Source organism: Candidatus Uabimicrobium amorphum (assembly GCF_009002475.1).
Taxonomy (GTDB): domain Bacteria; phylum Planctomycetota; class Uabimicrobiia; order Uabimicrobiales; family Uabimicrobiaceae; genus Uabimicrobium; species Uabimicrobium amorphum.
On sequence record NZ_AP019860.1, the window covers coordinates 583914 to 606374 of the forward strand.

General features: G+C 41.0%; 17 protein-coding genes and 1 pseudogene. 11 read left to right on the forward strand and 7 right to left on the reverse strand.

The annotated features are described in order from the left end of the window. Positions 1–37 precede the first annotated feature (37 nt). Entirely contained in the window at positions 38–1237 is a 1200-nt protein-coding gene (locus tag UABAM_RS02030; protein WP_151966326.1) for an MFS transporter, read from the reverse strand. Between the two features lie 128 nt (positions 1238–1365). Between UABAM_RS02030 and UABAM_RS02035 the strand changes: the two genes are divergently transcribed. Continuing rightward, entirely contained in the window at positions 1366–2358 is a 993-nt protein-coding gene (locus tag UABAM_RS02035) for an NAD-dependent epimerase/dehydratase family protein (protein ID WP_261343956.1), read from the forward strand. A 3-nt stretch (positions 2359–2361) separates the two neighbouring features. Here UABAM_RS02035 and UABAM_RS02040 read toward each other — a convergent pair whose 3' ends face one another. Continuing rightward, positions 2362–3288, reverse strand: a complete 927-nt coding sequence (locus tag UABAM_RS02040) for an FHA domain-containing protein (protein ID WP_173013083.1) — start codon at positions 3286–3288, stop codon at positions 2362–2364. 10 nt (positions 3289–3298) lie between these two features. Further along, on the reverse strand, positions 3299–5161 hold the full coding sequence (locus tag UABAM_RS02045) for a serine/threonine protein kinase (RefSeq protein ID WP_151966329.1): 1863 nt from the start codon (positions 5159–5161) through the stop codon (positions 3299–3301). Between the two features lie 203 nt (positions 5162–5364). On the opposite strand from UABAM_RS02045, the gene UABAM_RS02050 reads away from it, so the two are divergent. Genes UABAM_RS02050 through UABAM_RS02070 form a run of 5 tightly spaced genes read left to right on the forward strand, consistent with a single transcriptional unit; the run spans position 5365 to position 10362 of the window. After that, positions 5365–6219, forward strand: coding sequence for an MBL fold metallo-hydrolase (locus UABAM_RS02050; RefSeq protein WP_151966330.1), 855 nt, complete (start codon positions 5365–5367; stop codon positions 6217–6219). After that, positions 6197–7183, forward strand: a complete 987-nt coding sequence (locus tag UABAM_RS02055) for a 3-oxoacyl-[acyl-carrier-protein] synthase III C-terminal domain-containing protein (protein WP_151966331.1) — start codon at positions 6197–6199, stop codon at positions 7181–7183. Before UABAM_RS02050 ends, UABAM_RS02055 begins: the two co-directional genes overlap by 23 nt. A 1-nt stretch (position 7184) precedes the next feature. Beyond that, on the forward strand, positions 7185–7982 hold the full coding sequence (locus tag UABAM_RS02060; RefSeq protein WP_151966332.1) for an SDR family NAD(P)-dependent oxidoreductase: 798 nt from the start codon (positions 7185–7187) through the stop codon (positions 7980–7982). Continuing rightward, a complete protein-coding gene (locus tag UABAM_RS02065; RefSeq protein WP_151966333.1) occupies positions 7979–9184 on the forward strand; it encodes a glycosyltransferase in 1206 nt (401 codons plus the stop codon). Before UABAM_RS02060 ends, UABAM_RS02065 begins: the two co-directional genes overlap by 4 nt. Continuing rightward, on the forward strand, positions 9181–10362 hold the full coding sequence (locus UABAM_RS02070) for a glycosyltransferase family 2 protein (protein WP_151966334.1): 1182 nt from the start codon (positions 9181–9183) through the stop codon (positions 10360–10362). The genes UABAM_RS02065 and UABAM_RS02070 overlap by 4 nt, the downstream gene beginning before the upstream one ends. Before the next feature lie 2 nt (positions 10363–10364). Here UABAM_RS02070 and UABAM_RS02075 read toward each other — a convergent pair whose 3' ends face one another. The 4 genes and pseudogenes from UABAM_RS02075 to UABAM_RS02090 all read right to left on the reverse strand — a co-directional run bounded on the left by UABAM_RS02075 (position 10365) and on the right by UABAM_RS02090 (position 15159). Then, positions 10365–11690: a glycosyltransferase gene (locus tag UABAM_RS02075; protein WP_151966335.1), complete on the reverse strand. Its 1326-nt coding sequence runs from the start codon at positions 11688–11690 to the stop codon at positions 10365–10367. Next, entirely contained in the window at positions 11687–12547 is an 861-nt protein-coding gene (locus tag UABAM_RS02080) for a hypothetical protein (RefSeq protein ID WP_151966336.1), read from the reverse strand. The genes UABAM_RS02075 and UABAM_RS02080 overlap by 4 nt, the downstream gene beginning before the upstream one ends. A 313-nt stretch (positions 12548–12860) precedes the next feature. Continuing rightward, positions 12861–14069, reverse strand: a pseudogene (locus UABAM_RS02085) (IS4 family transposase); the annotation flags it as partial. 331 nt (positions 14070–14400) lie between these two features. Next, positions 14401–15159: a metallophosphoesterase gene (locus UABAM_RS02090; protein ID WP_151966338.1), complete on the reverse strand. Its 759-nt coding sequence runs from the start codon at positions 15157–15159 to the stop codon at positions 14401–14403. Between the two features lie 181 nt (positions 15160–15340). On the opposite strand from UABAM_RS02090, the gene UABAM_RS02095 reads away from it, so the two are divergent. The 5 genes from UABAM_RS02095 to UABAM_RS02115 all read left to right on the forward strand — a co-directional run bounded on the left by UABAM_RS02095 (position 15341) and on the right by UABAM_RS02115 (position 22446). Beyond that, the gene (locus tag UABAM_RS02095) at positions 15341–16432 is read left to right on the forward strand and encodes an STAS domain-containing protein (protein ID WP_173013084.1); all 1092 of its coding nucleotides are present in this window, start codon (positions 15341–15343) and stop codon (positions 16430–16432) included. A 129-nt stretch (positions 16433–16561) separates the two neighbouring features. Beyond that, on the forward strand, positions 16562–16951 hold the full coding sequence (locus UABAM_RS02100) for a MerR family transcriptional regulator (protein ID WP_173013085.1): 390 nt from the start codon (positions 16562–16564) through the stop codon (positions 16949–16951). Then, positions 16951–19707, forward strand: coding sequence for a VIT domain-containing protein (locus UABAM_RS02105; protein ID WP_151966341.1), 2757 nt, complete (start codon positions 16951–16953; stop codon positions 19705–19707). The genes UABAM_RS02100 and UABAM_RS02105 overlap by 1 nt, the downstream gene beginning before the upstream one ends. A 145-nt stretch (positions 19708–19852) precedes the next feature. Further along, entirely contained in the window at positions 19853–20737 is an 885-nt protein-coding gene (locus UABAM_RS02110) for a hypothetical protein (protein WP_151966342.1), read from the forward strand. An 86-nt stretch (positions 20738–20823) separates the two neighbouring features. After that, on the forward strand, positions 20824–22446 hold the full coding sequence (locus tag UABAM_RS02115) for a hypothetical protein (protein ID WP_151966343.1): 1623 nt from the start codon (positions 20824–20826) through the stop codon (positions 22444–22446). The last annotated feature ends 15 nt before the right edge of the window (positions 22447–22461 follow it).

The window sequence follows — 22461 nt, forward strand, 5'->3', positions numbered from 1 at the left end:
CAAAATACTTTTTGATTTTTCACAATTTTTTATGCTTTCACGCGTGGCTTTTATTTTGTAATAAGCCGCTGTACCAAACCGCAAAAATTGCAACCCCACCAGCGATACAGGCACTGATCGCGATGTAGTAGAAGCTTGTTTGTACGCCAAATTTGTCTGTTACCATTCCTATGAATGTTAAAAATAGCGCGTACACAAGGCGCGAAATCATACTTTGCACCGAGATCATCGTGGCGCGAATATCAGAGGGGACTAAGCGGTTGAGATAGTCGGAAAAAACCACTTGTGAAAAACCGCGCACAAATTGATGACCCAAGGTGAATAGAAAACTAAAAGACACCGCCCATATTCCCATGGCAAGGGAACTTAACATAAGAATGGGCATCAACATGAGGAGTGACAGACGCATACCGAGAGTTCTTTCCAAGCGGTACGAATATTTTGCCACTATGCCAGCAAATACATTGTATAAAGCAAAGATGATTCCATAGTACTGAAGTTGAACACCCGTGTGTTTGAAGTATGGTTGGTAAAGCCATAAGACACTGTGGTAAAAGCATACGACTATCGCACAAAAAAATAGTAAAGAGCGGATTTGCTTGTGCGAAATCGCGTGTAATTTGACTATGCTTAGCAATTCGCGTAAATAGCCTTTTTTGACAATGATTTTACTACGTGGTGGTTCGACAAAACTCAGTGCTGTCGGAATCATAAAAAACAACATTATTGCGGTGGCGATGATGGGAACACGTAGGCCCCAGGCGGCTAAAAATCCTCCGAGAATATTAAACCCTGCGCTGATAGTTGTGGCATAGAACATCGCATTTCCCCAAATTTTTTGGTACTCGTCTTCGCGATCGAGTTCTTTTAGGGTATCATATAAAAGTGCACTGTCAGCACCAGAGGTTAAAGATAAGCCCATTGCAATCACCGTCTCAGCAATGACAAACTGGTAAAAGTGATAACTGAAACAGTAAATGGTGAAGGAAGCAAAAAAGCATACTCCACCGAGAATAAGAGAAATTTTTCGTCCAAACAAGTCGGCAAAGTAACCCGAGGGAATTTCTAGAACCAATAGAATTAGCGAAAAAATAGTTTGTAGTACCATAATTTGAGTCATAGAGAGCCCGCGGTCTTGCCAAAACAATACCAATGTAGGAATAGAGATTCCAATGGAAAAATGCAATGTTTTAAATATGTAGTACTTCCATATATTTGCGGATAAATTTTGATTCATAATCGTTTGTTTCTATGTGAAATACATCTTGTGATAAAAGCACAATTTGATTGACCGGTAAAATAGCGTATGGTAGAGTTTAACATAAAATATAGTAAATCCTATGCTTTAGAAATAAGTGAATGAAAATGAACGTATTAGTTACAGGTGCCACCGGTTTTGTCGGGGGAGCATTGGCAAAAAGATTGCAACAAATGGGGATGGATGTTTGTGCCACGGGGCGCAATCTACACAAGGGAAAAATTCTCGAACAACAGGGAGTGCAATTTGTCGCTGCGGATTTAGCGGATACTAAGAAAATAAAGAGTTTGTGCGCGGAGCGTGACTTTGTGTTTCACTGTGGAGCGCTGTCGTCACCGTGGGGAAAATATCGCGATTTTTATGCGGCCAATGTCATTGGTACCCAAAACATCGTGGACGGGTGTTTACAGCACGGAGTGAAGCGTTTAATTCATGTTTCTACGCCGAGTATTTATTTTAATTTTCGCGATCGTTTGTTGGTAAAAGAAGACGATCCGTTGCCGTCCGCGATGGTAAATTCCTATGCGCAAACAAAGTTGCTGGCGGAGAAGGTCGTGGACCGCGCTTTTACCGCGGGGCTAGCGGTTGTGACGATACGCCCACGTGCCATATTTGGTCCAGGCGACCAGGCTATTTTACCGCGTATTATTGACGCACTACAACAAAAGCGCATGCCAGTAATCGGTGCGGGCAAAAGTATCGCTGACCTTACGTATATCGACAATGTTGTCGACTCTCTGTTATTGGCCCAAACATCTCCACGACATACACTCGGAAAAAAATACAACATTACCAATGGCGAACCTGTGGCGATGTGGCCTTTGATAAAGACGTTGTGCGAAGAATTGCAACTGGAGTACCCCAAGCGCCAAGTCTCTTATGGTGTGGCTCTTACCGCAGCGATTGTCGTCGAGTCCTTGTACAAGTTACTTGGCATCACCGCGGAACCGAAGATACTTCCCTACAGTATCGCTCTTCTTCACAAAAATATCACATTGGATATCAGTAGTGCACAGCGTGATTTAGGTTATACTCCTAGAGTAAATATTCGCGATGGGTTGTCTCATTTTATCACATGGTGGAAAAACACCCACTGTTGAACATTACTTTAGCTTTTTTTGGGTTTGCAAGCGTTCTTGCCATATGATATCCTCCACTTCGCGCAGTGCTTGTTCTTCGATGGACACTTCGAAACCTATGTTATTTAAAGCAATCTCGACCTCTTTCCGCAGCCATTTATCCAGCATTAAGGATGCAATGGTCTCTCCTTCAAAAATTTTCTCTTCTTGTTTCACCTGTGACAGTAGTTCTTCTACAGAAGGCTTTTGTGGAACGAACTTTTTAAAAGCGCTATGCCAATTTTTATCTTGGGTGGTTTGCGGTAAATGTGGCTCTTTGGGGTGTATGGATGCTGCTTTTGTGGAGAGTGCTCCATGTGCAATAATAAGGATTTGCGGTTCCGGAATTTCGCTTGCTTTTACACGGCGTTCTAACCTTTTGAACGTAACAACAGACTTTACCGTGTCTGTTGTGGTGAGTTTCTTGACTGTCCTAATGCGTTTTTCACTGTTTTTAACAGGGGTTGATCTTACGGTATTTTTTAAATTTTTTATACTATCTCGTGAAATTTCCACTCCTTTTTCCACGCATTTTTCGCAATAAATGTGGTCGTTGTGTCTCCAAGATTTGCCTCGTGAAATTTCCAACTGTAAATCGCGTCCACATTTTCCACACTGGCTACCTTGTGGGACCAGGATATGGAAAATATAGGAACCGATGCGTATTTCGTCGCAAATGCGCACTACTTTCTGCCGCACTCGTTCTCCGTTGACAAAAATACCGTTGCGACTTTTCAAATCGGTAATGGTTATTCCGTTGACGCGAAAATCGACAATCGCATGCTGCCGGGAAATCAGAGGATCATCTTCAATATAAATATCACAATTTTTTTCTCGTCCCACAATGACTTTCTGCGGCTTATTGATTTGTAGGGCATAACGTTTTCCCTTGGCGCGAAGTTCAAAATTCACTTTATAACTCCTAATGTTTGTAGATGTTAAGGAAGGCGTTCTTTGCCTCTTGGGCTGACGAAAAGCGCTGGGGGAGTTTTTTGGCTAGACACTTCATAATCGCTTCATCGAGCGCTTGCGGTATGTCTTCTAAAAACGCACACAAAGGAGGTGGGTCATAACGCAAGATATTTTCAATCACTTTACCTGGTGGTTCTTCGCCAAAAGGAGGAATTCCTGTTAAGGCAAAGTACAGAACACCTCCTAGGGAAAATAAATCGGTTCGTGCATCCACACTTTTGGCGTCTTCGAGTTGCTCGGGAGAAATATATCGTATTTCTCCTAACATTTGTCTACATTTCTGCGCCATTTTTCTAGTAATGTCTTGAAATCCAAAGTCAATGATTTTGACAGTCCCTTTTCTATCGACGAGAATGTGCCTGGGTCTTATGTCATGATGAATAATATCGTTATTGTGTGCGTAGTCGAGAGCATTGAGTATCTTTATGGCAAGTTTGACGACAATTTGCGGAGAAAGAGTGCCGTATTTTTTGACAAGATATTCGATATTCGAGCCATTAAAATACTCTGTAATAATAGCAAAGTTACCGTCTATTTTTTCAATAGCACTGGGGCGAATAATATTGGGATGGTTTAGCGACATAACGTGCTTTATTTGCGCGAAATCTTTGTCTTTAAACCCTAGGTCATAGGCATCCCTAAGGATTTTAAGTGCGACGATGTTTTTGTTGTGTGGCATGTGTGCCGTGCAAATAATTGTGTTTATCTCTTCGTTTAGCACATCGACAATATGATAAGGGCCAAATATACTAGGCATATCTATCTCTACTTCTGTTTCGATGGCTTCGTGTATGACGTGCTGTACTTCCACTTCTTCTACGGACATTGCTCTATCATGTGCATAACGCAATTGCCAAAAATACGACTTTATCTTTTGTACAATGTCAGACGTAGGTGGTGAGATTTTTAAATCTTGTGGGGGAGTAAATTGTTGCGCGTCTTTACACTTGTGATCTATGACGTTTTGGTGAACGAATTGTTTTATCTCTTCTTTGCTTAAGGTGCGTTTTTGTGACTCCGCGATGAGCAGCTCGCGTATCATGGCTGTTTTTTTGGCAAGAACGGTTCTATTTTGTCTTTTTAGGCCTAGTAAACGGTAAAGTCGTACCACAAGATACCGTTTATTGGCCGGATAAGATTGTCGCAAAATATCTTTGTCGTGAAAGTATTCGTATAACCCTGAAACTAAGTACATTTTAATTTGTTTGTCTTTTTCGTTGTCGATGACCATAAGTGGCCATGGATCTTTCAGGAATTTCTTTAGCGAAATATCGTGTAGATTTTGCCATAGGAGTATTTTTTTGAGAGAGGATTCCTGTATGACTTCCCAGTGGTCGATAGCTTGTCGATAAAGTTGCTGTTTTTGGAGAATGTGCAAGACATACTTTTTTATGTTTTCATTGGAAAAATCGCTTGCGAGCATTTCGCGCAAAAGTTGATCGTGGTCCACACGGTTTTCCACGAGCGCATACAGGATGATTTCTTGGAGAATAGGGTTGGTGTACAATTGCGACAAAAGACGGCTTTTTATTCCTAGGTGCAACAGTGTCCATAGGTTGTAAGGTGCCATAGTGTTTTGCTTATGAAGATTGTTTTCAATCAGATCGATATGTTGTGTATCATTTGCTGCGAGAATACGCCATAATGTGTATTTGTGAATTTGCTCATCTTCGATGTTTAGGGCTTCCTTGAGGAAACCTTCGTCGCTAAAGTCGATTTTTTGCAACGCCTCATATCCCTGTTTGTTATTTCGCATTTCGTCGCTCAGTAACAAATCAATATTTTTGCGAAGAGTATTCATTGATGAATTCATCGTAAAACCTAATTAAGACATTTAAACTATAGGATAAGATATCTTCGATTATATTTTACCTGTGATCAAATGCATAGCATATTTTTATGCGCATAATTTAGTTGACCGTAAAAATACGGCGTGATAGGATATAAATCCAAATATTACCCACAACAAATTCTCCTGAGGGTTAGCTTCCATAAGGGATTAGCTAATTTTATACCATGGCAGAAAAAAACACGCGGCTAAAAATTTTTCATGCGGGATACTGTACGCATCCTGAGCATATTATACTGCGCAACAAAAATCGCAAAGATATACCATTTCCGGCGATGTTTGCTTTAATTATGCACCCGCAGCGCGGTCCGATGTTGTTTGATACCGGTTATTCGGAACGCTTTTTTAGCGAAACAAAACGCTTTCCCAGTAGTATATATCGGCGTATCACGCCTGTACATTTTAGCGAAAAAGACGCGGCAGCGCATCAGTTACAGCAATATGGTGTCGCGGCTAAGGATATTCAATATGTGGTGATTTCGCATTTTCACGCCGACCATATCGCGGCACTAGGAGATTTTCCCAATGCGAAATATATCTATCTTGCCAAAGCATTTGACGATGTGCGTAATCGCAAAGGTATTAGTGCCCTCATTCGCGCTTTTCTCCCGGGACTAATTCCCCGTGATTTTATGGAACGTTCCATTACCATTGACCGTAAACCGCCGGTAGAATTACCCCTCGATTATATTCCTTTTCGTTGGGGTTGGGACCTATGTGAGGACATGAGTGTGATTGCCGTGGAACTTCCTGGTCATGCTGTGGGACAAATAGGTCTTTTTATCAATACCGACGTTAAGACGCGTTACTTTTTGATTGCCGATGCGTGTTGGTTGCAGCAATCGTATCAGCAAAATATTATGCCGCATCCTATTACGCGTTTATTGTTTGCCGATTATAAAGAATATCGTAAAACATTAGAAAAAATTCATCAAATTTATCTAGAACGACCGCAACTGCACATTATTCCCTCTCACTGTATGAAAACGGTTACGCAACATGAACACAATACGCAAAGTTAAAATCTCGGGCATCGGTCGCTATTTGCCGCAAAAGATTATCACTAATGACTATTTTCAGCGATACGACATTAAGGCCGATTGGATTCTTCGCAAAAACGGTGTCAGGGAAAGACGGTTTATCGAAGAAGAAACAAATGCCAGTATGGGAGCTGCCGCAGCCAAGGAAGCGTGCGCAGAGGCACAGTTGGCGGTAGAAGAACTGGATTTAATTATCAATGCTTCGGGTACCCCGCAGCAAGCCATCCCCGACACCGCGCCTTTGTTACAGCAAGAACTGGGGTTAGGAGAATCAGGTATTCCGTGTATGACCGTACATACCACTTGCCTTAGTTTCCTAAATGGGCTCGACGTAGCTTCGCTGTATATTGACAGTGGTCGTTATAGCAGAATACTGGTGGTTTCTTCTGAAATCGCCTCGATTGGTTTGAATTGGCAAGATCCGGCGAGTTGTACGCTGTTTGGTGACTTGGCCGCTGCGGTGGTGGTGGAAAAATCCGATGATACGTCGCAAGTATGCACCACGCATTTTGCCACCTACGGCGTGGGCGCTCATTACACGGAGATTCGGGGCTGTGGAACCAGTTATCCTCCCAATGCACCACACACCAAAAAAGAAGATAGTATGTTCCAAATGAATGGTCTTCGCGTGCTGCGCATGGTAAAAAAACACAAAACCAGTTTTCTCGAACAATTGCAAGCGGGTTTATCGACGAGTTTGTGCGATATTGACTGGGTGGTGCCACATCAAGCCAGCTACATGGGGCTAAAATTTTTGAAGTCGTTTGGATGGCCCGAAGAACAAATTATCCATACTCTTGAACATTTGGGAAATTGCATCGCCGCTTCGATACCGGCCACGTTATACGAGGGCATTCGCGATAAAAAAATCCAGCGTGGTGATAAGGTTTTACTTGTAGGAACAGGAGCTGGTTTGTCTCTGGGGGCGGTTATTTTGCGTTATTGATATGCAGCGAAAAAAAATAGCACTCATCACCGGAGCAAGCCGTGGCTTAGGGCGCGAAATTGCGATACACTTGGCAAAAAGGCAAGTGGAGATTATTTTAGTGGCACGTGATAAGCAGCAACTGCACGAAACGAAAAATGCCATTGCTGCTGTGGGCAGTAGTGCCCATATCTTTCGCTGTGACTTAACCCAAAGTGTTGAGCGCAAAGAACTCGTTGACTACGTACAGCAAAATTTTGCATCGCTTGATTTTGTGGTGCACAATGCCGCGGTATTGGTTTCCGGTCCGTTGACGCAAATTTCATCCACCGCCATTCGCGAAAGTGTCACCACTAACCTCATTGCCGCCATGGAATTATCACGAGATTTTTTTACGCGCCTCGCAGCAGCGAAAGGGGTTATTGCCTTTATTGCCAGTACCACCTCTCATGTTCCGATGCCATACAATAGCATCTACACCGCCACCAAGTTTGCCATACATGGATTTGCCAAAACGCTACATTATGAAGCACAGTCACAGGGGATTCGCGTTTTTACGACGTATCCACCCGCTATGTACACGGATATGACACAGGGTATGGCGAAGGCCATGAAACTACAACCATGCAAATTTTATGCTTGTGGAGCAGTTGCACAAAAAATCGTGCGTGCTATATTAAAGCGCAAAGCACATCTTAATTTCTACACTCCAGAATATGTATTGACGATACTCTATCAGTTTTTTCCACGCATCACCACCAAACTTTTGGAGTGGAATCGTAAAAAATTCGCGATAGCCATGAAGGAAAATATCAAATGATGTTAGGTATCATTCCATTTAGCACTCTTTCCACTGTCGAAATTGTCGCTACGTGTCTTTTGTTGTTGTTTGTCATCGAACGCTTGGGGAAATGTGTGTTGGTGTTGCATTTTTTTGCCAAAAAGCCGCCTGAATCACCGCAACAATGGCCGACGCTTTCTGTCATTCAACCGATTACCCGTGGTGTGTGTCACTTGCAAGGGAATCTCATTTCGCGCCTTAGCCAAGATTATGCACAAGATGTGCAACACATTTTTTTATGTGATGCCCACGATGGCACCAACAAGCAAATTGCCTATGATCTTGCCGCACAATATCGCGATTGCGACGTTGTTGTGGTGGAGGTTCAGCCCGACAACGGTGAGATTGCCTCAAAGGTGAAAAAAATGCAACTTGGGCACCAATTGGCGGTGGGGGAAGTGTTGGTGTTTATTGACGACGACATAGAGCTACGCCCCGCAGCTTTTACACAGATGGTTCCCTATTTGTACCAAAAAAATATTGGAGCGGTGTTTGGACTCGCATGGGCGGCGAATTGGAACAGTCGTTGGTCGGCGATGATGAATTTATTTGTCAACGGATTTGCGCTGATGACCTACATCCCTCTGTGCTATTGCACGCGGCCATATTCGATCACCGGCCATATCTTTGCTTTAAAAAAGAGTGTGTATGAACAGTCCGGTGCCCTCGACAACTTCTCCGGACGCATCGGTGACGATCATGAAATAGCAAAAAATGTGCGCGCATTGGGACTAGAGTTGCAACAAAGCCCGGTGATGTACAATGTGTGGAATGAATTTTTCTCGTGGCGCGCTTACCAAGCGCAAATAAAACGCTGGGTGGTGATTCCGCGTCAGGTACTATTTCCCAATATTAGTCACTATGATAAGTGCGTTTCCACTTTGCTATCACTCGCAACAACCATCCCGGTGATACTTCTCATTATAGGCATCGTATTTGCCAATACTCTTGCGATTGTCTATTGTGGAATTGCTTTGGCTTTGAGTGAGATCATCTATATTGTGCATTGTTATTTGTACACCAAACGCACAACTCCCTTTGCTTCGTTGGTGTTATTGCTTTTTGTAAATTTGTTTACTCCTGTGCATTTATTGATAAGCTATGTTACGGATAATACCGCTCTATGGCGCGGAGAATTAGTGAAAATCGATAAAGGCGGAAAGTATGAGCGTGTGACATGAACCTATGGATTATTATTTTCATTGTGATAGTGGCGGCAGAGCGACTTGCCAAAGTGATTGCCATTGAATACTTTTTCTACAAACATCGCAACACTACCGATACTTGTGTGAACATCTCGATTCTTCAGCCGATATTGAGTGGAGACCCCACTCTGAGCGATTGCCTGGAACAGAATATCATTAATATCGCGAGGGAAAATATAGAATTTGTATGGCTAGTGGACGACAACGATCCCACTGCACAACAAATTTGTGGTGTATTGAAGGACAAACACCCCAAAGCGGACATTCACATTGTGTCACAACCCGCTCCACCGCGAGACGTCAATCCCAAAACTTTCAAATTGATCAAAGGCGTTGAAGTTGCCAAACACGAATTTATCGCTGTTCTCGATGACGACACCATTTTACCTACGAACCAGCTACAAAATTGTGCGCGCCACCTTAACAAACAGGATATCGGAATGTGTTTCGGCCTACCATATTATTTAAATCACTCGAACCTGTGGAGTTCTCTCGTTTCTTGTTTTGTCAACAGTAACAGTCTGTTAACGTATGTCCCCTACACCTTTTTAATTGATCCCATCACCGTAAATGGAATGTTTTACGTGGTCAATAAACAAGAACTGCAAAGTTTTGGTGGTTTTGCCAGTATAAAAAACCAGTTGTGTGACGACTTTGCCGTAGCAAATTTATTTCTGAACAACAACAAAAAACTGATGCAGACACCACTGCTTCATGGAATTAGTACCCAGGTAAACGGCTGTGTTCACTATCACAAATTGATTAGCCGTTGGATGATTTTTATCAAAGAGACATTGGCAAAAGATTTGAAACTGCCAACGCGGATTTTGTTTTTTTTGGTGATTATGCTTCCGAGTTTTGTCGGTCCATCATTATTGATCTACGCGTGCATTCAACCGGGAATGTTTAGCGGTGGGCTTCTTGCTGGATACGCTTTGTACTGCTACAGTATATTTATGTATCTGAGTCGTCGTTTTTTAAACAGCAGTACACCATTACTGCACACACTTTTGCAACCGTTTATATTGTTCGTGGTACCATTTCAGTTTACCCTGACTTTGATCTCAGGCAACACCATCAATTGGCGTGGACATGTGATGCGGGTAAAGAAATCGGGACAGTTTGAGTTTGTCAAACGTCGCGAAGAAGAATAACTCTACGATACAAAATCGTCAAGAGTTACATAAGGTGCCTTGTCGCGGCAAACAGGAGACGATGTGGAGAGTACCTTCTCGATCACCGCGACAGCGTTTGCTGTCGGTTGATAGTTGTTTGCCATCACCTTCGCCAATTGTGCAGTGCGCGATCGATAACGTTCATCGTCTAAGATAGTGCTGATACAACGATGTAAACGCCTACCCAATAATTGACGATTGGTAATACGCAAACCAATCCCCAAATCAGCGATGCGTTGTGCGTTGTCAAATTGGTCATAGCCTTGGGGAACAGTAATCGCCGGACAACCTTTGGCAATCGCGTGGTATATAATTCCCATCCCGCCGTGGTGAATGACAACATCGACTTTCTCCAAGATTTGATCATAGGCAATGTAGTCGACTACCTTAACATTACCGGGTAGCGGCGGGAAGTCATTGAGTTGATGCCCTCCGAGACTAATGACAAAACGAAACGGCAATGTGCCAAAATGGCGAATCATACGCGGAACAAATTGTCGTTTGATGTTCCCCAAATGCGTTCCTAGTGTCACAAAAATTTTCGGTGTTGTTGTGTGCAAAAAATCCAGACAATCCTCACTGAGAGATAAAGGGCTGTGTTGGTAATCGAGAGGCCCCAGCATGTGAAAATGCTTCGGCCAACTACGCGCATACTCAAATTCCCATATGCTAAGACCTAGAATAGCAAAAGGGGAATACAATCCATCATGGCGCGATGGCAAGTTGAGTTTTAGACCCAGTTTGCGCAATTCTTTGGAAAACAGCCAATCCACACCATGACGAAATACCTCACAAGCATAAACCCCCAAACGATTGCGCCAGCGATGTAAAAAGTGACGCGATATTCCCCAACCACCCAAAAATGCAGGTGTACCATCATAGGTGCGTATGCACGCCGGAACAGTTGTGGTGGTAATCCACGGGATGTCGTGTACCGTACCCAAAGAAGCCCCCACCGGTGTAGAAAAGTCGGTGATAATAAGATCGGGACGCCAGTTTGTGATGTGCTTTTCTAACTCAAGACGCGCGCGATAAATTACCGAAAACAAATAACGAAATTCAATATACAAACTATACGGATTGCGCCGACCATGGTGTTTATGAATCGGTTCGTTCATCTGTTCGGGACTATCCACTTCTCCAAGTAATAACGCAATGGCATGAAACCCCAAATTTTCTAGTGTATGAACCATGTCGCCGCCTGTGGCATACACCACCTCATGTCCTCGGCGTTGTAGTTGCTGAGCAATGGGCAAAGTCGGATGGATATGCCCCGCGGCAGCAATGACCGTAAAAAGTATTTTCAATACCGCTCCTCACTAGATAGAATTTGGGCGCGAATTTTTTCAAATGTAAGTTGTTGGTAAGTTTTTTCCGTAAGCGGTTCGACACATAAGCTCAAATAACCACGTTCATCGAAATGATAATGTGGTCCTGTATTGTAACACTGATAGCGACAGTCACCTATTGCCTTTTTTTGAAAACGGTTTGCCCACCACGACTGTCGCATAGTAAAGCGCCACATCCGCACCCAAATATCCTTTTCTCCCACAAATTGTAAATGGCGTGTAACGTATAAACTTCCTTTGTGAAAACAAAAGATACCACCATAGGAAATGATGACAATGTTTGCGTTAGAGTCTTCCACAAGATCAGGTATTGCCGCCAAAGCAATCGCCGCTCCGGCGCTACCACACACAAAAAAAATGGTATGCTGCGACTCGATTTCTCCCAATGTTGTACGTAGACAACGCGCAACACTTTTACCATAGCGCCTTTTCCACAACACCGCCAGAGCCGTTTGCCAAAAGTTATGCAAACTACAAACCCACATCGGAAGCGGTGTACCAAATAAGCGTCGTACCATATTGATTTGCGTGTAACGTTTACAAATGTCGGAATTGTAAGGAAACGGTGTCGCAATGTTCAAGTCGGTTTTCAATAACGACGGTAGTTTTTCGACGAAATATTTTTGCTCTGTGGATAGTTCAGGATCAGAAAAATCGCTAATCCCCGTCAAAAATACGAGTGCCCGCGACCATTGTTGGGTATGCGGTTGCTTTGGAATGTTGTTGTGCCATAAACGCCACCAACGCAGCGTTTCAATAAGTGGAATGGCTAGTGCAAGTATGATAATGGATATTACTATTGCAAGATATACCATTGTTTATGATAAGTCCTAACGGCGTTGTAAAATTGTATAAATTATTCGCTGGTATGCGATGCCCTCCTGCCGGCTAGTCGCCGGCTGTCCTCCCACTGGGAGGACTTACGTATAGCACTTTGTAATAGAAAAAACGACACGTTAGTTCGCGACAAACTTATACTTATTGACCCGATTTAAAGTTGCGTTTTTTCAATACTTTTTGATATACGTAAACTCCCCCACTGGGCAACGTCATTTAGTTAGTAAAAAACAAGTATTTATCAAGGCTAGATCTAAGATATAGAGATGTAGCCTTGATAAACAGGAACTTTCAGTGTCCTGTTTTTTTCCTATATTTCTGATGCCAAAGCTGATAGCTAGCAGACTTCTTAACACGAGGCGCATTGTTATCAGGCCTTATTGGAGAAGGAGACAAACGAAAGAGAACTCTTATTTCAGCATATGCTTCTTCAATAGGAATACTTTCATCATAAAGAAGAGCAATAACTTCATCGTGAAGTTCGGCATACGAAATAGACTTATTGATACGATATCGATATTTAGTATTTTTTTTATCGCATTCTTGGTCAAGAATTTGTTGTTCACTTTTAATAACGATGGATTCAAGAGCACTCATAAAAACACGAGCATAAAAGTCTTGCTCAATATGTAATAAAAAACCAGAAGAAAAACGCTCAACATCTAACTGATTTTTGAGACGATCAAAATAGGTTTCTATTTTCCAACGTTGGTGGTATAGCCAAGCAAAGTTATCAAGAGGATAAAGTTCTTGATCAAGTAAAGTAGTAAGAAGAACTTCAACCTCTCCTGTCGAAAGAATAACTTTTATTAACCTAACATTTACAGATGATGGTAAATTATATTTTTTCCACTCAATTCGTTTTTCTTTAGGAATGACTAGTTTGTAAACAGAGTCGAAAGAGTCACTTTTTAGAAATTCGCTAACAATTGAGAAAGAACTGGAAGTTGAACATCTTATAACGCAAGGAACACTTAAAGATTTATGTAAAGCTACTAACGCATTACTGGCATATGCTCTATCATAGAGAACGATTGTATTTTCATCGTAGTAGTCACAGTGAGAATCAAAGACAAACTTTATCTCAGATTGTTTTGCTTCAAGTTCTTGGTTAATAGGAAGTTCGTTTAAAACATCGTATAAAAAACTTCCATAGCCTTGGACTCTCTCAGTTGGGCTTTGATTACTTTGGACACTAAAAAATGCTAAAGTTTCCTCTGATTTTGGTAAATTGATTGTACTTACATCTACAGCATAGATCTGATTATTTTTCCATTTTTTATTTTCATCTTTCGCTTCTTCATAAAAAGTTTTTAATATTGTATTTTGGAGATGCTTATATAGCTTCGGATCTAGCTTGTTCCTTGCTTGGTGTAGTCCTCCTGGACTAATTATTTTATCAAGCGCTTTGATTTTCTTGAAAAATGTTCTTATTTTGTTGCTGAGGCTCATTTTAGCTCCTAGCAGTATCATTGTTGCTAATCCTGCAAATGTTATTTTCCGGCAACGTGTAAAGTGTTTTTTTTAGTTTTGTATCGTTCCACTATTTCTTTTTTGCTTAGTTCTGATCTTACACTTTTCATTGTTGATACTACTAGTAAGTTTTTCATGTTAACCTCATATTTTCACCCTATCTTTCGTTCGTTCATTTATTTATTACAAACTATAAATGTAGCATTTGCAAGGGATATATCATCACTTCACTTCTCTAGCTACTGAAAATACTACATTTACCTTAACTAAATGACGTTGCCCCACTGGGGGAGTAATCGGCGAAGCCGATTGAGGGGGGACCAAATACTAGCGAACTACTATAGAATCAATCACACCGCTAACCCTTACGCAAAACATCATAAGTGATATCCAATAATTTCTTTGCAGCAATATGCGTTTCGCGTGGGTAACCAAATGCGTTGTTGATGTATAGCACATCATCACGCCATTTGTAGACATTTACATGTGAATGACCATAGATGTGAATGCGCGAAGGCAGTTCGCGAACAACGTTTTCTAATTTGGTGGTTCCGAGGACGGGAGAGAGAAAATTTACCATGCGACTTAGTCCAGATAAGACATCAATGCGCGGTAAAAAATGCGAAAACGACACAATGGTTTTGTCTGTTTGTGGCAGTTCGTTCTGTCGCAAAAAGTAGTCGTTTACTTCCGCGTCCTTCATGCCTTCAAAATTACAGCGAAAGAAATCTCCCCATTGTGACAGTAGCCTTTTATCCATCTTACCAAAACTATAATCATACCAACACAACAGTGGCACAATCACAAAGGTGTCGTATTCGCTATAATGTCTTTTGATACCGTAGCCATCGGCCAACTGTTTTAATGTCTCGAAGCGTTCAAATGAGGTTCCACTATCACGCTTTACCCAAAAATCGTGGTTGCCGGGTACATAGAATACATCTGAAAAGCGCTCGCTCATTGCGGCAAAAGCTTCCTCTATTAAGGATATATCGTGCGAAATATCTCCGGCAAATATCAAGATGTCTTTGGTGTAGTCATATTTGGACAAACTCAAAAGCCATTTTTGATTTTCGCTATAATTTGTATGAATGTCAGAAACGGTGAAAATGCGCATGTAGTCCCCTATTCTTTTGACTTCTAAAGAGTTTACTATAGTTTCCTTTTTTCACAAAAACAAAGAAAAAAAATTTTTTTCGTGGCCAACTGTCGTAATCGGTGTTATGATTAGTGTCGTAAAAGGTGTCACATTTGTGACGAAAAGTGGGAATAGATATTTGTGGAATAAGGAGCTTACTATGACAAAGGTACTTCACTTTAAATCTGAGAAAAAAACACTGCCGGATAACAACTTTATCGTTACTTGCAAAATTATTGGGGCGATTGATGGTCGGACGGTATATGATTTTGAACAAAAAATTCGTGGCTTTTTTGACCAAGGCGCTAAGCATCTTGTCTTAAATTTTGCGGAAGTTACTTATATCAACAGTACAGGAATGGGTTTGTTGGTGAAACTTTCAGACATTTTCCAGTCATCCGATGGGAATATTCGCCTAGTGAGCGTTCCCGAAAAAGTCATTGCGCTATTTGATATGTTGGGTCTACTATCTCTCTTCAAAATATACGAAAGTGAACAAGATGCTATCGTGGAATTGACACAAAATATTTTGAACAAAAACAAGGTTCAGCCACCAAAAGAGAAAGAAGTGCAAATACAGAATACAAACGCACATGTACGTCGTAAAACTCCTGTACCACCCGATATGCCAAAATTTAAAAAGACGCCCACAAGTCTAGAAGAGCAAATGGGCGCAAAGCCACTCGTTATTGACGACGATAGTAAAACTGCGGCGGTTCAATTTCCTTATGTCGGTGATTGTGCTGTTTGTCGACGCAAGATTGAGTTTGCAACACCAGGCAACTACAAGTGCAATAGCTGTTCTAGCTATATATCTGTCGATATAAATGGTCAGCAAAAAGTTCATGCACGATTCAATTCTGATGTGATTGAGCTTACTTTTCCATGTAATATTTACCACAAAAATGTCGCGCTTTTTGCCATCAATGGTCTTGTACAACAGCTGGGCTACTCGACATATTTTTGGGAGGATATCAAAGAGGTTCTCGACAGTGCCTTAACCATCGCATTAGAGAAAAATTATCTACAAGGCAAAGAAAAACTACATCTTCTTGCCGTTGCTGATCGCGATGAAATGGTGATTGGTTTGAAGTCGATGAATCCGTTTCTTGATCCCAATGGCCCGAAAGACCCAAGATTACCGGCTATTGCACGCAAGTTAGACAAGCTCGAAGTTTTTCCTCTTCCTACACGAGGGCAACTTCTAAAAATGACGAAAAGAAACGTTTCTTCTATGCAGCCAGCGATGTAAAATTTACCGACAACACAAAATTTTATTGCAACTGTCGCTAATTTGTTGTAAATAAATACTATGAAAATAAAAAAAGGTTCTTTGCGAAGAGCCTTTTTTTGTTCTCCTTCTTACAAAAAAGGAGATGCAATGTACAATATCCAAACATTAGCAGATCTAAGTGGATTTACGCGGCGAACCATTCGCTACTATATCCAAAAACAATTACTTCCGCCTCCACAAGGCGATTCAAGTCGCGGAGCTTTCTATACAGATGAGCATCTTAAAGTTTTAAAAGATATTGAGAAATGGTCAAAGCAGGGCATACCTCTTCTACAAATAAAAAATATTCTTAATGGAAAAGCACTTGTTACAGACACAGATACGAACACACTTGTACAAACAACACGTTGGGAGCGATTTCAAGTAGCAGAGTTTATCGAAATACATTTTCGCGAAAAAGCGTTAGATGCCGCAGACCTAAAAAAAATAGAAAACTTTATCCTCGACTTGGTACAAAGCAAAAAAGGGGATGGTTAATGCCTGAGTTACTTTTACAACAACAACGTGAGACATTAAAAAATAAAACAATTGTCATTGTTATAGAGCTCATAGGTACTGTTACCAAAGTAAATTCAGAGCAATTGCAAAAAGTGTTTTTACAACACACCAATCAAAAAACATATCACTTTATTCTCGACTTTACACAGCTAGACGAACTTAATGATACAGGTCTAGGTCTTCTCGTAAAATGGATCGATGTATGCCAGGACAATGGGGGAGATATAAAAATAATCAACTGTAGCGATAAAATCGCTACGTTTATAGAAGACATGGGACTTTCTTTTCTATTTCAACCGACAACAAAAAAAGAGGCTGTGTCACAAATAGAGCAATCGCAACTAGAAACACAAAATACACAACCATCCTCTTATGCTCTATTTATCAGTAATTCACAACAAAAATTAGTTGCGTTACAAAAAATAGAAATACATGCCACTATTGACGACATCACCTCACACACCACACTAAAGCAATGTTATGTAAACGACGAGCAATTTCCCATCGAAGCAATATATCGTTTTCCTTGCCCAGCGACAATTTACGCTTTTGAAATAGAAACGCACAACAAAATTTTTCGCGGGAAAGTGGAAGAAAATGCCATGGCTTTTTCATTATATGACGATGCGCTTTCCGAAGGAAATGCCGCTTATATGCTAGAACAAGAAGCCGAGGATATCGTTACAATTTGCGTGGGGAATATCTTACCTGGTCAACAAGTGTTCGTCACCATACACGCCATTGCAGAGCTTCCATGTGTCGACAACAAAATCGAAATGCAAATTCCCACAACATTGTGTCCGCGTTACTCTTGTCAGGAAAAAACCCTGACATCCTTACAGCAGTCCATAGATACTACATACACAACAAACGCACCATATGATGTACAAATAACAGTCACTGTTGCCAAAGATACGGTTCGCGACATCTCTTCTCCATCACACAAAATAAAGCTCATTAATGAAGATCAAAATTTTGTGGTTGAGCTTCAACAGAAAACCGCGTTGGATCGTGACTTCATTTTACATTTGACACCATCACAGTTGCATGAGCCTGTATGCCTAGTTGCCAAGCACCCAAACGGAGTGCGTGCTCTTGTTGCACGTATGTATCCACAGTGGGATATTTTCACGGACACTCCACCGCAAGAAATGATTTTTGTGATAGATTGTTCCGATTCTATGCAAGGAAGTTCCATCGCCATTGCCCGAGAAGTTTTGTGTAGCTGTATTAAATTGCTCGGAGATGGAGACACGTTTAACATCATTTCTTTTGGCTCTATTTTTTCACTTTTTCAGCCAAAAAGTGTCGCATTTAACGAAACAAATATGCGCCAAGCCATCGAGCATGTAAATTCCCTCAACGCCAATATGGGGAACAAGGAACTCATTAAAGTATTGCAATATGTTTGTGCAAAAAACAGTGCTTCTTCGCGCAATGTGATCGTCATTAGCGATGGACACATAGACGACACCACAGATGCGATTGCTTTAATGCACAAAAGTGATATTCGCGTGTTTGTCTTTGGAGTCGGCTATAGTGCCAATCAAGATTTTGTGAAGAGACTACCACAAAAAACGCACGGCTCGGGGGAGATGATCAATACATCGGAAAGTATTCGCGAAAAAGTGGAACGACAACTGGCACGTATCGGTGGTCCAATGTTACACAACGCCACACTTGAAGTAAAAGGTGCAGAGATTGAACTTCCCGAAACGCCGGCCATATTCGAGGGAGATAGTCTAACTTTGTATGCACGTATATACAAGGGGCGTGTGGGAAAAACCGCGATCCTGTCTGCAACAGTCGGGGAAGAAAGGCTACAATGGACGGCAAATGTAGTCAATCGCAAACAAAATAAAGTTATTCCCACCTTGTGGGCGGCAAAATACTGTGAAATTTTAGAGTTGGACAATCGCGAACAACAAATTCGCGAAATAGGCCTACAATTTCATATATTGACAAGCGCCACTAGTTTTATCGCCGTAAAAACACACAAACACAAAAGCGTGCAGGAGCCTCAACTACGGGAAATTCCCGTTCAGCTTACGCGCGATTTTCGCGGGATTGTCACGACAATGGAGATTCCCACACCTAGTGAAAATAGCCTACAACAATTTTTTACTCCACCACAGAGTGAAGACTCTCTTCGCGCAACAGACAACTTTGGTGGTGGTCTCACACTTTCCTACGATGGAGCAACTAGTGCTCAACCGCGACCTGCTGTTACTTTTCCGCATATAACAAACTGTACCGTCTGTGGACGCAGTTTAGAATTTCCCACTGTAGGAAATTACAAGTGCATCTCTTGTTCGAGTTATATGAATGTAGATAACACTGGACAGAAAACTGTGTATGCACGTGTCGATTCTTATGTACTAGATGTGAAATTTCCGAGTCACATCATCTACAAATCGGCTCTAATATCCTCGATCACTACCTTAGCGAAGCAGCTTCACTATTCGGAGACGTTTTGTGCGGAAATTACCGAAATTGTGGAACATGTCATCGTGATTATCAATGACAAACAATTGCACCCCAACGAATCTTTTCACATGATGGCCGTTGCCGACAATGAGGAAATGTTGATTGGTTTTAAAAGTATTAACCCATTTCTTGCACCGCGTTCTCGCCACCCCAGACTAAAAGCCATCGCCCGTATCGCCGATCGGCTAGAAGTTTTTCCTTTGCCAACAAAAGAGCAATTACTCAAGATTACCAAGTACAAAGCATAGAAATGTCAAGATATCTATTCGTTGTTGATCATTTAGTTATGCTGTATACGCGAACTAATATGGTAAAATAACAATCCGATGTAATATTCTACATATACAAACCAACTTAACTTTGTATGTCATCAACAGCATAAGGATATAAATTATGTACAAATCTCTTTTAAGCGTTTTCGTATGTTTTTTCGTTGTCATAGGGTTTTCAAATGCAGATATTTCTTGGAAAGACCAAGTTCTTCCCAAATACCCAGACATATTAGTGAAAAGTAACTACTTAGAAGAACGAAAAGAAGTGAGTATCTCAAAGACAGGGATCGGCAAAGATATGGCGAAGTTGAAAAAAAAGTACGATACGATAAAGATCAAATATTTAGCCCCTGATACCTATTACAGTCCGACTTTTAAAAAAAATATGGATGGCTTTGAAGAATATTCCAAACTAGCTGAAAAACACTTAAAGAGAGTGAAAAAAACAGCAGACCTAGCCACAAAATTACAAAAAACAGCAGAAAAAGCAGCAAAAGAGTTAAAGAAGACTGAACCACAGCTGAAAGATTTTATAAAGTATGTCGGAAAAATTGCCAAACAAGCAGAAGAGTTTGCTAAGGCTTGTAAAAAAACACCTAAAAAAACCAAAAAGCAACTTAAGGCTAAGAAAAAATACCTGAAGACCTTTTTAAAAACAATCAAATCTGAAGCTCTTCCCAACGTACAAATAGGTATTGATAAGTCAAAAGAGCTACAACGAGAAATAAATAAGTTAGACAATGAAGAAGCAAAGAAGCAATATTTTAATGAAAATCTAAGATACTCTGCACGTCCTTTTGGTCAAGGACTTGGACAAGTTCGTTTGAACAAAGATGTGTTTGTCGACCCAGATGATGCACAAGATTTATGGAACGAACTACTTCCATGGAGTAACGATAACAGGGCTGTTGGCGACAATGGCGGTATGGAAACAACAGAGGAAGAATTGGCAATTTACATGGAAATCGCCGCAAGAGTGGAAGAGTGGTTTGACAAACAAGAGTAAACATCAAACTTTGCCAAACATTAAAACATTGTGTTGTATTACGAACTTTGTGATACAACACGATTCAAATCAGCAGGTAAAATAATATGGAACATCAAATATCAACGCAGCGCAGTATGTATTTCATGAACAGTTTGCGCCATTGCCCTATACCACAACAAGCTTTCCAGTTATATGAAAATACAAAAATAAAAGGCTGTTATGGACGTAACGTTTTACATGATATCATAGCACTTGCCGGATCATTATGGGTATTGCATACGTTTTTTACCCGAGGCAGTATGGATACCGTACTACCATTACAAGTGATGATCTTTTTATGTGTGGCCATTTCTGCGGCAATTGTATTGATAATGCCGTTCATGATTTTGCAAAGAGTCATGCTTTTTCGTAAATATGGTGACACTTTCCTACATATTCGTGAACTCCCCATTTTCTCCCATGGTTCGCTAGAAGGAAACTTGGAGTTTTCGAAACAACATTTCAAAGACTTAAGCGTTTATCTACGTTACACGGATGTAACCGGCGCGATGACCTACGAAGATTCTATCGTTCTTCGAAGTGTTTATAATGGACAACCTGTTTCTTTTCAAATGCCCAGTGAAGACTTAAATTATAACATCTATCAGTTTCCTGGACGGTGGCAAATCGATGTTTATGGCGACAAATTTTTTGGCAATTTTCGCACCACGTATTTCCTTCCCATTGAGTATAAAACCGCAGAAGAAATAGCCCAAGAGCAAGAACAACAACTATACAAAAAGCCTACTGCGTATTACGACGACAATATACATCACCAAATCAACCGTGAGACAGATCTTCTCTATTGCTATCAAAACAATACCGAAAGCCAGGCCGTATTCTTAAAGAATACTGTGAGAACAGCGATGTCCATTTTTATTTTTGGAGTGAGTTGCATTTGTTTGGCGACAAGTGTGAATTTTTCTATCGTTGACAATCGTTTTTCGCGAAGCTTTTTTATTGGGCTGGGAGGCCTTATTATTGCCGGTATACTTCATATTTATGACAAACGCAAAAGTGTCTTTGGCGCATCTGAACGTGAATATCCCTGGACAAAAAAAGGAGTTCGTGCAAGTAAAATTCCTTTTATGAACTACGGCTTTGCGAATTTGATGGTCATATACCTTTGCTACTCATTTCTACTCATTGCATATAGTGCCAACGACGAGTATTTTGAAAGGACCGCGACGTTTATTGGGGGCGTCATATTTATTTGTATTATGCATCTTATGTACAAACATAAAAAGAATACTTATGCAAAAAAGAATACTTTCTTACACTTTGAATCGTATCCGTTTATCAGTGGAAAGAAGGTTCATCTACGCTGGCAACATGAAAACTTACGCGAAGTTGCACAAGTCGCTTTTTGTTTGCAATGCATAGAGGAAAGTGCATATGAATGTAAAAGCAGCAGTAGCGATGATGGAACAAGCTACATAATGCATGTTTGTCAGCTATACAGTGATCGCTGCGTCATCAAAGACGTACCCAACAACGCCGATAGCATTGCCATCAGTTTTACATTACCGGAAGATATGGGTTTTGAAATATCTAGTACTTGTGCGCGTTTTTGGCAATTACGCGTCAAGGTCAAAGGTTCTTTTCATTTTAAAGCCGCGTACCTTTTGCCGGTCTTTGATGCCGAGGAACCGCAACAAAATGACGTATCTATTGATTCGGGAGACTAGGACTGCGTCATTTTG